The sequence below is a fragment of the Leclercia sp. CFBP8987 genome (assembly GCF_034044995.2).
Taxonomy (GTDB): Bacteria; Pseudomonadota; Gammaproteobacteria; order Enterobacterales; family Enterobacteriaceae; genus Enterobacter; species Enterobacter tamurae.
Genome location: NZ_CM188255.1, coordinates 4,464,126 through 4,478,096, shown reverse-complemented (window position 1 = coordinate 4,478,096; position 13,971 = coordinate 4,464,126). Strand labels below are relative to the sequence as shown.

13 protein-coding genes are annotated in these 13,971 nt (G+C 57.9%); 7 read left to right on the top strand and 6 right to left on the bottom strand.

Annotated elements, in window-relative coordinates; genetic code table 11:
- Nucleotides 1-51: 51 nt before the first annotated feature.
- The 5 genes from pckA to SOM40_RS21605 form a co-directional block, all read right to left on the bottom strand.
- Nucleotides 52-1,668 (bottom strand): phosphoenolpyruvate carboxykinase (ATP), encoded by a 1,617-nt coding sequence (gene pckA, locus SOM40_RS21625; RefSeq protein WP_106995211.1) that lies wholly within the window; start codon nt 1,666-1,668, stop codon nt 52-54.
- 379 nt (nt 1,669-2,047) lie between these two features.
- Nucleotides 2,048-2,926 (bottom strand): Hsp33 family molecular chaperone HslO, encoded by an 879-nt coding sequence (hslO, locus tag SOM40_RS21620; protein ID WP_106995210.1) that lies wholly within the window; start codon nt 2,924-2,926, stop codon nt 2,048-2,050.
- 23 nt (nt 2,927-2,949) lie between these two features.
- Nucleotides 2,950-3,351 carry a ribosome-associated heat shock protein Hsp15 gene (hslR, locus tag SOM40_RS21615; RefSeq protein ID WP_032614815.1) on the bottom strand — a complete coding sequence of 134 codons (402 nt, stop codon included), beginning with the start codon at nt 3,349-3,351 and terminating at the stop codon, nt 2,950-2,952.
- Entirely contained in the window at nt 3,348-4,031 is a 684-nt protein-coding gene (yrfG, locus tag SOM40_RS21610; RefSeq protein ID WP_106995209.1) for a GMP/IMP nucleotidase, read from the bottom strand. The genes hslR and yrfG overlap by 4 nt, the downstream gene beginning before the upstream one ends.
- A gap of 64 nt (nt 4,032-4,095) precedes the next feature.
- A complete protein-coding gene (locus SOM40_RS21605) occupies nt 4,096-6,231 on the bottom strand; it encodes an intracellular growth attenuator family protein (protein WP_166184401.1) in 2,136 nt (711 codons plus the stop codon).
- A 325-nt stretch (nt 6,232-6,556) separates the two neighbouring features.
- Here SOM40_RS21605 and nudE point away from each other — a divergent pair, with 325 nt between their 5' ends.
- Nucleotides 6,557-7,117 (top strand): ADP compounds hydrolase NudE, encoded by a 561-nt coding sequence (gene nudE, locus SOM40_RS21600; protein WP_106995207.1) that lies wholly within the window; start codon nt 6,557-6,559, stop codon nt 7,115-7,117.
- 40 nt (nt 7,118-7,157) lie between these two features.
- Here nudE and mrcA read toward each other — a convergent pair whose 3' ends face one another.
- Nucleotides 7,158-9,710, bottom strand: coding sequence for a peptidoglycan glycosyltransferase/peptidoglycan DD-transpeptidase MrcA (gene mrcA, locus SOM40_RS21595; protein ID WP_166184399.1), 2,553 nt, complete (start codon nt 9,708-9,710; stop codon nt 7,158-7,160).
- Between the two features lie 120 nt (nt 9,711-9,830).
- Between mrcA and SOM40_RS21590 the strand changes: the two genes are divergently transcribed.
- From SOM40_RS21590 to aroK, 6 genes are all read left to right on the top strand, one after another.
- On the top strand, nt 9,831-10,613 hold the full coding sequence (locus SOM40_RS21590; RefSeq protein WP_261645118.1) for a type IV pilus biogenesis protein PilM: 783 nt from the start codon (nt 9,831-9,833) through the stop codon (nt 10,611-10,613).
- Nucleotides 10,610-11,149, top strand: a complete 540-nt coding sequence (locus SOM40_RS21585; RefSeq protein WP_320530917.1) for a PilN domain-containing protein — start codon at nt 10,610-10,612, stop codon at nt 11,147-11,149. The genes SOM40_RS21590 and SOM40_RS21585 overlap by 4 nt, the downstream gene beginning before the upstream one ends.
- Nucleotides 11,133-11,594, top strand: a complete 462-nt coding sequence (locus SOM40_RS21580; protein ID WP_146145542.1) for a HofO family protein — start codon at nt 11,133-11,135, stop codon at nt 11,592-11,594. The genes SOM40_RS21585 and SOM40_RS21580 overlap by 17 nt, the downstream gene beginning before the upstream one ends.
- On the top strand, nt 11,584-11,979 hold the full coding sequence (locus SOM40_RS21575; RefSeq protein WP_106995202.1) for a HofP DNA utilization family protein: 396 nt from the start codon (nt 11,584-11,586) through the stop codon (nt 11,977-11,979). The genes SOM40_RS21580 and SOM40_RS21575 overlap by 11 nt, the downstream gene beginning before the upstream one ends.
- Nucleotides 11,894-13,129 carry a DNA uptake porin HofQ gene (gene hofQ / locus SOM40_RS21570; protein ID WP_320530918.1) on the top strand — a complete coding sequence of 412 codons (1,236 nt, stop codon included), beginning with the start codon at nt 11,894-11,896 and terminating at the stop codon, nt 13,127-13,129. The genes SOM40_RS21575 and hofQ overlap by 86 nt, the downstream gene beginning before the upstream one ends.
- Nucleotides 13,130-13,425: 296 nt before the next feature.
- A complete protein-coding gene (aroK, locus tag SOM40_RS21565; protein WP_010436374.1) occupies nt 13,426-13,947 on the top strand; it encodes a shikimate kinase AroK in 522 nt (173 codons plus the stop codon).
- Nucleotides 13,948-13,971: the final 24 nt, after the last annotated feature.

The window sequence follows — 13,971 nt, the reverse complement described above, 5'->3', positions numbered from 1 at the left end:
AGGGAGAGGGCGCACACATTAAAAAAGGCAACTTGCGTTGCCTTTTTGCTTTTACCTTGGTCCCGCACTCACCAACGCCGCACCTGCTGGCGTATCGGTATACTTCTCGAAGTTTTCCTTAAACAGTTTCGCCAGCTGGGTGGCTTTTTCCTGCCACTGCTCCGGTGAACCGTAGGTATTGCGTGGGTCGAGGATATGGCTGTCCACGCCCGGCAGTTCGGTCGGGATTGCCAGATCAAACATCGGCAGGGTGAAGGTCTCTGCATCATCCAGGGAACCATTCAGAATGGCGTCGATAATGGCGCGGGTATCTTTGATCGAGATACGCTTGCCGGTGCCGTTCCAGCCGGTGTTGACCAGGTACGCCTGGGCGCCAGAGGCCTGCATGCGCTTCACCAGCACTTCAGCGTACTGGGTCGGGTGCAGCGACAGAAAGGCTGCGCCGAAGCAGGCGGAGAAGGTCGGGGTCGGCTCAGTCACGCCGCGCTCGGTCCCGGCCAGCTTGGCGGTAAAACCGGAGAGGAAGTGATACTGGGTCTGGCTGGCGGTCAGACGTGAAACCGGCGGCAGCACGCCGAACGCGTCGGCGGTGAGGAAGATCACCTTGGTCGCGTGGCCGGCTTTCGACACTGGCTTAACGATGTTGTCGATGTGATAGATAGGGTAGCTGACGCGGGTGTTCTCGGTTTTTGACGCATCGTCAAAATCGACCGAGCCGTCGGCACGCACCGTCACGTTCTCCAGCAGCGCATCGCGGCGGATCGCCTGGAAGATATCCGGCTCCGCTTCTGCCGACAGACGAATGGTCTTGGCATAGCAGCCACCTTCGAAGTTGAACACACCGTCATCATCCCAGCCGTGTTCGTCGTCGCCAATCAGGCGGCGTTTCGGGTCGGTGGAGAGGGTGGTTTTCCCGGTGCCGGACAGGCCGAAGAACACCGCCACGTCGCCTTTCTCGCCGACGTTTGCCGAGCAGTGCATGGAGGCAATGCCCTGTAACGGCAGCAGGTAGTTCATCACCGAGAACATCCCTTTCTTCATTTCGCCGCCGTACCAGGTCCCGCCGATCAGCTGGATACGTTCCGTCAGGTTAAAGGCGACAAAGTTTTCTGAGTTCAGCCCCTGTTCTTTCCAGTTCGGGTTGGTGCACTTCGCACCGTTCATCACCACAAAGTCAGGTTCGAAGCTCTGCAGCTCTTCATCGGTGGGGCGAATGAACATGTTCTTCACGAAATGCGCCTGCCAGGCGACTTCGGTGATGAAGCGGACGGAAAGACGGGTGTCGGCGTTAGCGCCGCAGTAAGCATCAATAATGAACAGACGCTTGCCGGAGAGTTGTTGGGTGACGAGGGATTTCAGCTGCTGCCAGATTTCCGGGGAGATCGCTTTGTTGTCGTTCTTCCCTTTACCATTATCCGCCCACCACAGGGTGTCGCGGGTGGTGTCGTCACGGACAATGTACTTATCTTTTGGCGAACGGCCGGTAAAGATACCGGTATCGACAGCGATAGCGCCGGTGGTCGTCAATATACCGCGTTCGTATCCTTCCAGTGCTGGATTGAGCTCTTCCTGATACAGCGTATCGTAATCGGGGTTGTAGACGATATCGTGAGCATCGTTGATACCATAAGCCTTGAGATCTTGCGGGGTTAAACCATTAACACGCATATCACTGCTCCTTAGCCAATATATACTGCCTTAAATTGTAGGGTTTTTCCTCGAATGTTAACCGCGACCGGGCTCATAGATTTGCGTATCTGGACAAAAACCCTTTATGACGGAAAACGCTGTGACTCCTGTCACTTCGCGGAGCAGATTATGGCAGGAATCACTTTTTGGTTGGTGAAAATGTTCTGAAAAGGTTAATTGCTGGTAAATTTAACTGCGAGAATGTGAGTGTAAGCGCATACATGAAAGTAAATTACGAAAGACTTACATTACTGATAACGATTCAGCAGGAGCGGAAGGAATAGTGAGTAAAATGAAAGGGTAGCGGAGCGGAGAGAAAGGTCAACTGCCCCCGGGAGAGGGCAGTTAACGGAACAACTTAGTGCAGCTGAGGATCGGCCGGGGAGGCGTTATTGCGGATCTCGGCAATGTCCATCGCGTTGAAGACGTAATGCGAACCGCAGTAATCGCAGTGCATGTCGATCTCGCCTTCTTCCGCCATGATGCTGTCAATCTCTTCATCCGGCAGGGTTTTCAGCGCGCCCGCGCAGCGTTCACGGGAACAGGTGCATTTGAACTCCACGTCCTGCGGATCGTACAGCGTCACCTCTTCTTCGTGGTACAGACGCCACAACACGTCGTTCGCTGGCAGGGTGAGCAGCTCTTCCGCTTTGATGGTTTCGGTCAGCGTGGCCAGATGCTCGAAATCATTGGTCTGAGCATCTTGCGCAGGCAGAACCTGGAGCAGCATACCGCCGGCTGCAGGCTGGCCATCCACTTCACCGGTACGGATGAACAGGCGGGTTGGCAGCTGTTCGGAACGCATGAAGTAATCTTCCAGGCAGGCCGCCAGAGTATCGCCTTCCAGACCGACCACGCCCTGATAGCGTTCACCCTCTTCCGGAGAGATGGTGATCACCAGGTAGCCGTTACCGACCAGCGTTTTCAGGTCTGCGCCTTCGGGGATCTCCCCCTGTACGCGCGCCACGCCGCGCATCTGCTGCTGGTTGTTGCCGTTGATAACCGCCAGGTTCATCGGGCCATCGCCCTGCAGCTGCACGGTGATATCACCGGCAAATTTCAGGGTGGCGGTCAGCAGGCTGGTGGCTACCAGCAACTCACCCAGCACGGTTTTCACCGGCTGCGGATAGTTGTGGTTTTCCATGATCTGTTTCCAGGTTTCGGATACCGTTACCAGCTCGCCGCGAACGGCAAATTGTTCAAACAGATAGCGGTGTAATTGGTCGTGTTGGGCCATAGTCATCTCTCGTTCAGCAAGAATCACTCATTCTCGCCATTTTTAAATTTAATCAGATCGCGACGTTCTTTCTTGTCCGGTCGCCTGTCGGGATGCGGCATGGTCAGGGCATTTAACTTACGCGCCTGCGCCATCTTCTCGCGCTTTTCAACGCTTTCGGCCGTCTCTTCATACAGGGTGCTGGCTTCCGTTGCCGGGCGACGCTGTTCGGTGATGTTTTTCACGATCACCGTCCGTTCGTCGTTGCCCTGACGCAGGGTCAGGGTGGCGTTCAGCTCCACGAGCTTGCTCGGTTTGCTGCGCTGCCCGTTGTAATGCACTTTGCCGCCTTCAATCATTTCCCGGGCGAGGGCGCGCGTTTTGTAAAAGCGGGCAGCCCACAGCCATTTATCCAGTCTTACCCCTTCGGAGGGTTTCTCTTTCATGGCTTCTCCTTCACGGTGAGTGAGGGGATCATCCGGCGATAGTCGTTCAGCCCCGGATGCCGCAGATAGCTTTTTTCAGCCAGGCCAGAATCAGGATTGGTGACGCCAAGGCAATAACGAATGCCAAAGGTTGCCGCCGCATCCAGAATCGGTTCGCTGTCATCAATGAACAACGTACGTTCTGGCTGCAGGCCGGTCTCTTCTGCCACCGCCTGCCACAAACGCTGATCCTCTTTCGGATAACCAAATGTGTGGGTGGAAAGTAATAAATCAAGGTGTGAAGCCAGTCCGGTATGTTCCAGCTTCACCGCCAGATTATGCGGATGCGCGTTGGTCAGCAGTATGCGCCGCTTGCCGCTCGCTTTCAGGGCATCGAGAAAGGGAACGGTATCTTCACGCAGCACGGCATGCGGGCCCTGAGCGGTGGTCATCGCGCAAATATCCAGACCGAGGCGTTCGCTCCAGTAGTCCAGGCAGTACCAGTTTAGCGTATGTTGTACGGCGGTATATTGCTGGCGGATGAATTCCTGCGCTTCTGCCGGGGAGATCCCCTGCTGCTCGCCGTAGGTTTCCGGTACCAGTTTTTGCCAGAAGTGATTATCAAACGCGAGATCGAGCAGTGTGCCGTCCATATCCAGCAGGACGGTATCGACCTCCTGCCAGGCGATATCAAAATGCATCGGGGAATACTCCAGCCAGAGGAAACGTGCGCGACAGGGTAGCATATCCTGCCGCGCGGGAGCGTTATCCGATCAGGCTCTCAGGCGCGGGGATAAGCTTCGGGTTGAGGCAATTTTCGTAGTATTGCTGAATATCGGCCAGGCGGGTACGCGAGCGCTGGTAGCGGCGCAGGGCCATAAAGGCGTTCCAGAGCATGCACACCACCATCGTCAGCATCAGCAGGGAGGTGGCGATGTAGCGCCATAGTCCGGCGCTGTCCGGCATGCTGTGCAGCTCGACATGGCGGGTGCCGTTGGCATCGGTAAAGAGGCCCGTCACAATCCCTTCCGCGCTGAATGGCGTGCGCATCAGCATCTGCGCCAGGCGTTGAAACTCGCCCCACTGCTCCTGAGCCGGGTAATCATACAGCGCCACCGACGGGTAGGGCTGATCCACCAGCTCGCTGCCTTCGTCGCTGACGATCACAAAGCCGCCGGGGGCCGGGCTGTTAAGCGCCTGAGCGGCACGTGAGGTTTCGCGCATGACGAACGGTGCGGTAGAAGTGGCGACCAGGTTTTCCAGCGACTCGGCGCTGACCGGACGCAGCAGGACGTTGACGCCATCGAGACGGCCGCCATCGGCACGTTTAACCAGCGCCTCCCAGTCTTTGCTGTTACCGAGGTTCACCAGCGCATTTTTCAGCCTGATGCACTCATCCTGCTCGGCACACAGCTCCTGGGTTTTCAGCACGATATCGCCAAAGTCATCCAGCAGGATCATGCCCGATTTCTGAATGGCGGAGCGTAATGCCGGGCTGACGCGGGAGTTATCTTCCGGTTTAGGGTGCAGCTGGCTCGACAGCGCCTGGGTCAGGGCCGTGGCTTTGTTGACGATATCGGATTCCGGCAGCGGCAGGGGTGCTGCGTCATTCCAGATCACCTGTGAGCAATCAAACGGCGTAAAGGGTGAGCTCTGGCGTGCATTCCAGGTGCCAGGGGCATGGATATTACACATCCCGGTCCCCTTCAGACGCAGCGTATCGCCAATGCGTACGCCCGCGCTTTCGAGCTCCCCGACGCTGGTGGCCTCGATGGTCTGAGCGCCTTTAATCCACGACAGGGTAAATTTGATCGGCATATCCAGCGGGACGAGGAAAACCAGCATCGCCAGTACCAGCCCGGCACCGCCGGCAATTACCGTGCTGCGCAGCCAGTGCTGTAGCGGGAAGTTTTTGACCTCGTCATGCAGGGATAAATAGCGCCCCTGACGCACGACGTGCCGATCCAGATAGATATCAATATCGGTTTTTTGCCCTAAATCCTGGGCCAGCCACGGCTGCCAGTGGCGGGGGTAGATCAGGTCGATAATACCGAGCGAGATATTGTTGACGTGGTCCTGATCGTTTTCGCCAAACAGGCCCCAGCGTTTTGGTGTGCCGCGCAGGCAGTGGATCTCACGCAGCGCATTTTTAGCCGGTGGGGCGAATAATCCCCAGAGTCCGGCCGCCAGCAATAGCACGCCACCCCCGGCAAGCCACGGGGCAAACACATCCGGGCTCATCAGGCAGAAGAAAAAGAGCAGGAATGCGGTGACAATCAGCAGCGCTTCGCGAATGCCGTCCGGACGGCTCAGGGCGTACTCTTCGTGCGTCTCCTGGCGAATATTCAGCAGCTCAATCTGCTCGGTCTCTTCACCACGAATCGAGGCCTGGGTTGAGCTGACGTGCTCCAGCACAAAGTTCGGTGCTTCCTGAACATACTCCGCGATGGAGTGACCATTGAGGGCGATCACCAGCGGGATGGAGTCGGTGTGGATCAGCTCAACGCTGTTTTCATCATTGATGTACTGCTCCCAGGACGGCGGGAGATGCACCTCAGCCGAGTCGAGGTAGTAACGCCATTTATTGGGATCGTCAGTGGTAATACCGTAGCGGGTAATGGAGCGCGTCACGCAGAGCACGGTATTGCTCTCAGCATTGAGGCTTAACGAGACCGGCGCGGCGCTGGCACCTGTCGCCGGCGTCTGCTGGATACGGTTGAAAGACTCAAGGTATTGCTCAATCGCGCTGCGTTCTTCAGCGGTGAGCTTGCGGGTATTCGCCCCGGCAAAGGCATTATGATAAGGCAGGCGATATCGACGCTGCGCCCGACGTCTGTACAACCACCCTGCAATGCATGCGCAGGCCAGCACAGCAGCGATGACAATCAAAATGGTGCTCATGCTTTCCCCATCTTACTTTTTCTTACAGGTGTAGTCAGTAGCACCTTTTTAACAGTGAACGCGTGTCTGTGGTTGGCTATCGGCATGTAAGGCGTTGAACTTGAGCAAATTGAAGCGCATCCCAGTGATCGCTGATGATAGCAAAGCTAAACCTGACGGGATATCAGCAAATTCCTGGAATAATTTCAAGCTCTTGACTTTTGACCTGAATTAAGGAATGAATCTGCATAGGTTACATAAATGTAAATAAAGCGCGATTGACATTGCCGAAACCGTGCGGCGTATCGCACAATGAGGGCAGTTCACCCAGCAAAGACCCGTCAAAATGAGCAAACCCTTACAAAAGCCCACCATCCTGAATGTTGAAACCGTCGCTAAATCGCGTCTGTTTAATGTTGAAAGTGTGGACCTGGAGTTCAGTAACGGCGTGCGCCGCGTCTACGAGCGTATGCGTCCCTCCACGCGCGAAGCCGTCATGATTGTGCCCATTGTTGACGAGCATCTGATCCTGATCCGCGAATACGCGGTGGGAACCGAATCTTACGAGCTCGGCTTCTCCAAAGGGCTGATTGATCCTGGTGAATCGGTGTTTGAAGCTGCGAACCGTGAGCTGAAAGAAGAGGTGGGGTTTGGTGCGAAGGAGTTAACCTTCCTGAAAAAGCTGAGCATGGCGCCCTCCTATTTTTCCAGCAAAATGAATATCGTGTTAGCGGAAGATCTCTATCCGGAATGGCTGGAAGGGGACGAACCCGAGCCGCTGCCGCAGGTGCGCTGGCCGCTGGCGCATCTGATGGACCTGCTGGAAGAGCCTGATTTTAACGAAGCCCGGAACGTGAGCGCGCTGTTTCTGGTGCGGGAGTGGCTGAAAGGGCAGGGCAGGTTGTAGCAGGATCCCCCCTTTCCCAACGGGAAAGGGGGCAGACGTTTTAGAACAGCTCTTGTGTCTCGCCGTTATCAATCAGTGTTGTACCCACCTCATGCACCGCCTGATGCGTTGGCTGCGTGCCTTCGATGAAATACTCTTCCCGACTGCTGCCGCCATTGGACAGCTGACCGCTGTAGCGATCGATATTGACCGTCACTACGCCTGGCGGTGGCGTTAATGGCTGCTCCGGCACGCCGTCCAGCAGCATCTTCATAAAGGCATCCCACGCTGGCTGAGCACTTTTGGCGCCGCCTTCGTAACCGGAAATCTGATCCTTAATCGCCCCGGACGCCGTGGTACGGCCTAAATCACGGCGGTGATCGTCAAAGCCGATCCACACCGAGGTCACCGCACCCGGACCGTAACCTGAGAACCAGGCATCTTTCGAGCTGTTGGTGGTCCCGGTCTTGCCGCCAATATCCTTGCGCTGCAGATCGCGACCGGCACGCCAGCCCGTACCCTGCCAGCCCGGCTCGCCAAAGATATTGCTGTTCAGCGCGCTTTTGATCAGGAACGCCAGCGGCGTATTGATCACATGCGGGGCGTATTCCTGAGCACCGGTCTGCGCAACCAGCGCCTGGTTAGCCTGCTCAAGCTGCGGCATCGGCACCGCCGCGTTTTGTTGCGACTGAGAAATGGCGACATCTTCCATGTCCTGGTTGTTCAGGGATTCTGATTTTGGCGTATCACCATAAATCACCGGAATGTCACACTCTGCGCAGGCAATTTTCGGTTTCGCTTCGAACAGGACGCCGCCCTGATCGTTCTCGATTTTGCTGATGAAGAACGGATCGACCAGGAAGCCGCCGTTCGCCATCACCGCATAACCGCGCGCAACCTGCAGCGGGGTAAAGGAGGCAGAGCCCAGCGCCAGCGACTCGGTATGCACGATGTTCTGTGCCGGGAAGCCGAAGCGTTGCAGATACTCCGCCGCATAATCGACGCCCATGGCGCGCATGGCGCGAACCATCACCACGTTCTTCGACTGCCCCAGCCCCTGACGCAGGCGAATCGGTCCGGCGTACTCGGCCGGTGAGTTTTTTGGCCGCCAGTCGGAACCGGCCCCGGCGTCCCAGCGGGAGATTGGCACGTCATTGAGGATACTGGCGAGGGTCAGGCCTTTATCCATTGCCGCGGTGTAGAGGAACGGCTTGATATTGGAGCCGACCTGGCGCAGCGCCTGAGTGGCACGGTTAAATTTGCTCTGGTTGAAATCGAAGCCGCCCACCAGTGCCAGCACCGCGCCGTTGTGCGGGTCGATGGAGACCAGCGCGGAGTTAACGTCCGGGATCTGCCCCAGCCACCAGGCGTCGTTCACCTGACGGACCCAGATCTGCTGACCCGCCTGTACCGCATCGGTCACTTTGCGCGGGGTTGCGCCCTGCTGCGTATCTGAACGATACGGCCGCGCCCAGCGGATGCCCTCCATGCGCAGCGACACCGAGGTGCCGTCCGCGAGCATCGCGGTCGCTTCCTGCGGATTGGCATGGGTCACCACTGCCGCCACAAACGGCCCGTAGCCCGGGAGCGGTTTTAGGGTATCGGTGATCTTTTTGCTGTCCCAGGCGGGCTCGCCCACTTTCCACAGCACGTTTGACGGGCCGCGGTAGCCGTGGCGCATGTCGTAATCAATCACGTTGTTACGCACCGCCTGCTGCGCGCCCTGCTGGACGTTGCGGCTGATGGTGGTATAGACGCGGTAACCATCTTCGTAGGCCTGCTCGCCGTAGCGGGAGACCATCTCCTGGCGCACCATCTCGCTAAGATAAGGCGCGGAGAAGGCAATTTCCGGCGCATGGTAGTTGGCGTCAATCGCCTCATTGCGCGCCTGATCGTACTGGGTCTGGCTGATATAGCCTTCGCTCAGCATACGCGACAGCACCACGTTGCGGCGGGCGGTAGCGCGATTGAGCGAGTAGAGCGGGTTGAAGGTGGAGGGCGCCTTCGGCAGACCGGCGATGGTCGCCATTTCACTCAGGGTTAACTGTTCAATGGATTTGCCAAAATAGACCTGCGCTGCCGCACCCACGCCATAGGCACGGTAGCCGAGATAGATCTTGTTGAGGTACAGCTCCAGGATCTCATCTTTATTCAGCATCTGCTCAATGCGGATCGCCAGGAACACTTCCTTCACCTTACGTATCAGCGTTTTTTCAGGGCTCAGGAAGAAGTTACGTGCCAGCTGCTGGGTGATGGTACTCGCACCCTGAGAGGCATGGCCGGAGAACAGCGCCACGCTTGCGGCACGGAAAATCCCCACCGGATCGACGCCATGGTGCTCATAAAAGCGGCTGTCCTCGGTGGCAATAAAGGCTTTCACCATGACGGGTGGGATCTGATCCAGGGTCAGCGGGATACGGCGCTTCTCACCGTACTGGGCGATAAGCTCGCCATCCGTGCTGTAGACCTGCATCGGGATCTGGAGTCGTACATCACGAAGCGTGGCGACATCAGGCAGTTGCGGCTCAATATATTTGTACAAACCAAAAATCGAGCCTGCTCCAAGCAGAATGCAACAGACTGCAAGGATCAATAAATACTTTACGAACTTCACTGGAGATTTCCCATTTAGTTTGAACTGGGCAGTTTCTAAACAATCGCGCGGTAGTATAAAGGCAAGCCTGTAGCATTGATATAGCCGTTATCCCCCGGGACGATAAGGAGATCGTGAAACATGGCGTTTAAAACATGGCATACAGGCGTTCATATTCAACAGGATAAGGTGCTGGCCGTCGCGCTGGTGCGCGAAAAGTCGGGGTGGGGGTTGCGCCGCTGGTGGCAGCTCCCCCTGGCGGCGGGCATTATCCGCGACGGGCAAATTCTTCAGCCCGAACAACTGGCTGCGGCGCTGCGCGAGTGGCGCCAGATGCTGCCTCATCAACATCACATTTTTCTCGCCTTTCCAGCCGCCCGTACCCTACAGCGCACGCTGCCGCGCCCGTCGATGACCCTGCGGGACAGCGAACAGGCCGCCTGGATCGCCGCGGCGATAAGCCGTGAGCTGGAGATGCCTCCCGATGCCCTGCGGTTTGACTATGCGGAAGATACCTTCAGCCAGGCGTATCACGTGACGGCGGCGCAGAATAAGGAGATCGCGACGCTGCTGGAGCTGGCCCGGGTACTGCGTTTGCGGCTGGCAACGGTCACACCTGATGCCGGGGCGCTGGCGCACCTGCTGCCCTTTGTGCAAGCTCCGGCCCAGTGCGTTGCCTGGCGCGACCGGGACCAGTGGCTCTGGGCGATGCGCCACCAGTGGGGCCGACGCGGGCTGGCGGAGGCCCCGGACGTCGATCGGCTGGCCGCCCTGCTGGCGCTCAGGGTCGACGAAATCGCCTGCTGTGGGGCGGGCAACTTCGATCCCTGGAGCGTGCTATCCCGCACCCAGCCGCCGCTGCCGGAAAACGGGGCGGACTTCAGCGTCGCGCTGGCGCTGGCGACCGGAGAGTACTCCCGATGAGGACCGCCAATCTCCTGCCGTGGCGTCAGCAGCAACGGCGTCGCTGCCTGCGCTTCTGGGGGCTGATGTTTACCGGCTCGCTGCTGCTGGTGCTAATGCTCTGCGCCGCTATTCGGGCCAGCAATCCCCTGGTGACACGCGCTTACGCGCTACGACAACAAAGCGATCTGGCCCTGCGTCAGGGGCTGGAGCAGCGGCAAAAGCAGTGGACGGCGTTACAGGCCCGGCAGCAGCAACAGCAGCGGTGGGCAGTTCACAAAGCGAAGACGGAAGCCTGGCAATCGGCATTAATCGCCTTATCCCGCCTCCTGCCGGAGCAGGCGTGGCTGGCGCAGCTGCGCTTCCAGCATCCAACCCTCTCGCTGACCGGCTACGCCGCCACGCAGTCCGCCCTTGCGGCGCTGGAGACGGCTCTACGTCAGATACCAGGCTTCACCCCCGGTGCTCCGGGGGAGATGCGACAGGATGCCCAGGGCCGCTGGCAGTTTAGCTGGACGCTGACCCGTAAGGAGAGTGGTGATGCGGATCCCTCCTGACAGCTGGTATGCCATGACGCCGCGCGGCCGCTGCCTGTGTTGGGGGCTCAGTTCAGCGCTACTGCTGAGCTGCCTCACCGGAATGCAATGGCGAATGCAGGATCGGCAGACCGCGGCGCAGCAGGCTCAGCACACGCGCAATGTCGAGGCCCATGCCCGGCTGTGGACCGCCGTGCGTAAGCTCTCACCCCCTGACGACGCACAATCTGCCGTGGCAGCAGAGCCATTTTCGCCGCTGGCGTTTGATACCGATGCGCTGCGGATGGTTCGCTGGCAGCCCGGGGGAGCAGGGGGCGAACTGGTGATGGAGGCGACGTGGGCGCAGATCCCCTCCCTGTTTGCCACTCTCGCCCGGCGCGACGTTGCGGTGGGGCGTTTTAGCATTCAGCCCGGGCAGAACAGGTTACAGATAGTCATGCAGCTGGAGCGCCAGAATGCGGGTTAAGTGCGGAGTGCTGCTATTACTGCCGCTGCTTCTTGGCCTGCGCGATCCCTTTCAGGCCCCGGAATCACGCTGCCCGACTGCCACGCTGCGGCAGTGGCGTTATGTCGGGGTGGTGCTGGGTAAGGTGCCGGTGGCGATCGTCAGGGATGAAAGGTCGCGCTGGCTGCGCCTTCGTTACGGCGACACGCTGGCGCAAGGCGGACGGGTGGCGGCGCTGGATGAAACAGAACTGGTCATCGATATGCCCGGGACGTGTGAACCGGCGCAGTGGCGATGGCAACGACAAGGAACGAATCAGGATGAAAACAGGGATCGTAGCATTACTGCTGGTGGGCAGCCAGGCGCTGGCCGCGGAGCCAGCACCGGTGAGCCTGGTGGTGGATGAGGTGCCGGTCGCCCAGCTTCTGCAGGCGCTGGCGGAGCAGGAGAACCGCAACATGATTATCTCCCCGGGCGTCAGCGGCAATGTCTCTCTGCGTCTGCAGGAGGTGCCCTGGCAGCAGGCGATCCAGACGGTAGTCACCAGCGCCGGGCTGGTCATGCGCCAGCAGGCGGGCATTTTTTATATCCATACCGCCGACTGGCAGCAGCAACAGCAGGCCAGAAAAGAGGCCGAGCGAACAAAACGGCAGCTCAGCGCGCCGCTGGAGGCGCGGAGTTTTCCCCTCTCTTATGCCGATGCAGGAGATTTACAGGCGGCTGCCGAAAAGCTCCTCAGCCCAAAAGGCAGCCTGGCGGTAGACAAACGCACCAATCGCCTGCTGGTGCGTGATACCCGGGCTGCACTGGAGGCGCTCCAGCACTGGATAGCGCAGATGGATCTCCCCGTGGCTCAGGTAGAGCTGGCCGCGCATATCGTCAGCATGAGTGAGAAAAGCCTGCGCGAGCTGGGGGTGAAGTGGAATCTGGCTCAGGGGCAGCAGCCCGGTAAGTCCGGACAGCTGACGATGCTCAGCAGCGATCTGTCTGTCAACAATGCCACTACCCAGGTGGGGTTTAATATCGGGCGGATCAACGGCCGCCTGCTGGATCTCGAACTCTCCGCCCTGGAGCAGAAGCAGCAGGTCGATATCATTGCCAGCCCGCGCCTGCTGGCGTCGCACATGCAGCCCGCCAGCATCAAACAGGGCAGCGAGATCCCCTATCAGGTCTCCAGCGGCGAGAGCGGCGCGACGTCGGTTGAATTTAAAGAGGCGGTGCTGGGGATGGAGGTGACGCCGGTGGTGCTGGCCAACGGACGGGTACGCCTGAAGCTGCGCATCAGTGAGAACGCCCCGGGCCAGGTTCTACAGCAGGCCGATGGCGAAACGCTGGCGATCGATAAGCAGGAGATTGAAACTCAGGTCGAGGTCAAAAGCGGTGAAACGCTGGCCTTAGGCGGAATTTTTTCTCAGAGGCATAAAACCGGCAGCGAAACTGTGCCAGGCTTGAGCCGTATTCCTTTACTGGGGCAACTTTTTCGTCATCAGGGAAAAGACAACGAACGCCGGGAGTTAGTGGTTTTTATCACGCCTCGTCTGGTTGCGACGCCTTAATGTCCCACAATGCCCCGCGTGATTTTGCATACTGTTTGTTGCAGATGTTTGACGTGGGGCATGAATTAGCATACAAGGAGTACCGATTTGAGAATCAGCTTACTCAATCTCACTCCTTAATAACTTAAGCGGCATGCAGGGTGATTTAATCTGTTGCCAAACAAGCAAGAGTATTGAGATAATTTTTAGTCTGACTCTCGCTCTATCGCATATGAGGTTTCAGTTCATGTCCTGCTACGCACGATATCGGTGCAGCGGGTTTACCATTAACGAATAGTCTTAGTAGTACCGAAAAAATGGCAGAGAAACGCAATATCTTTCTGGTTGGGCCTATGGGTGCCGGCAAAAGCACTATTGGGCGCCAGTTAGCTCAACAACTCAATATGGAATTTTACGATTCTGATCAAGAGATTGAGAAACGAACCGGAGCTGATGTGGGCTGGGTCTTCGATGTAGAAGGCGAAGAGGGTTTCCGTGACCGTGAAGAAAAAGTCATTAATGAACTTACGGAAAAACAGGGCATTGTGCTGGCTACTGGCGGCGGCTCTGTAAAATCTCGCGAAACTCGCAACCGTCTCTCCGCCCGCGGTGTCGTGGTCTATCTCGAAACGACCATCGAAAAACAGCTGGCGCGTACGCAGCGTGATAAAAAACGCCCGTTGCTGCAGGTTGAGACACCTCCACGCGAAGTTCTGGAAGCCCTGGCTGGTGAACGCAATCCGCTGTACGAAGAGATTGCCGACGTCACCATTCGCACAGACGACCAGAGCGCTAAAGTGGTCGCAAACCAGATTATTCATATGCTGGAAAGCAACTGATTCTGGCTTTATATACACTCGCCT

Coding starts and splice junctions, on each gene's coding strand:
- pckA (WP_106995211.1), bottom strand. CDS start 1,668: ATGCGTGTTAATGGTTTAACCCCGCAAGATCTCAAGGCTTATGGTATC.
- hslO (WP_106995210.1), bottom strand. CDS start 2,926: ATGGCCCAACACGACCAATTACACCGCTATCTGTTTGAACAATTTGCC.
- hslR (WP_032614815.1), bottom strand. CDS start 3,351: ATGAAAGAGAAACCCTCCGAAGGGGTAAGACTGGATAAATGGCTGTGG.
- yrfG (WP_106995209.1), bottom strand. CDS start 4,031: ATGCATTTTGATATCGCCTGGCAGGAGGTCGATACCGTCCTGCTGGAT.
- SOM40_RS21605 (WP_166184401.1), bottom strand. CDS start 6,231: ATGAGCACCATTTTGATTGTCATCGCTGCTGTGCTGGCCTGCGCATGC.
- nudE (WP_106995207.1), top strand. CDS start 6,557: ATGAGCAAACCCTTACAAAAGCCCACCATCCTGAATGTTGAAACCGTC.
- SOM40_RS21590 (WP_261645118.1), top strand. CDS start 9,831: ATGGCGTTTAAAACATGGCATACAGGCGTTCATATTCAACAGGATAAG.
- SOM40_RS21585 (WP_320530917.1), top strand. CDS start 10,610: ATGAGGACCGCCAATCTCCTGCCGTGGCGTCAGCAGCAACGGCGTCGC.
- SOM40_RS21580 (WP_146145542.1), top strand. CDS start 11,133: ATGCGGATCCCTCCTGACAGCTGGTATGCCATGACGCCGCGCGGCCGC.
- SOM40_RS21575 (WP_106995202.1), top strand. CDS start 11,584: ATGCGGGTTAAGTGCGGAGTGCTGCTATTACTGCCGCTGCTTCTTGGC.
- hofQ (WP_320530918.1), top strand. CDS start 11,894: ATGAAAACAGGGATCGTAGCATTACTGCTGGTGGGCAGCCAGGCGCTG.
- aroK (WP_010436374.1), top strand. CDS start 13,426: ATGGCAGAGAAACGCAATATCTTTCTGGTTGGGCCTATGGGTGCCGGC.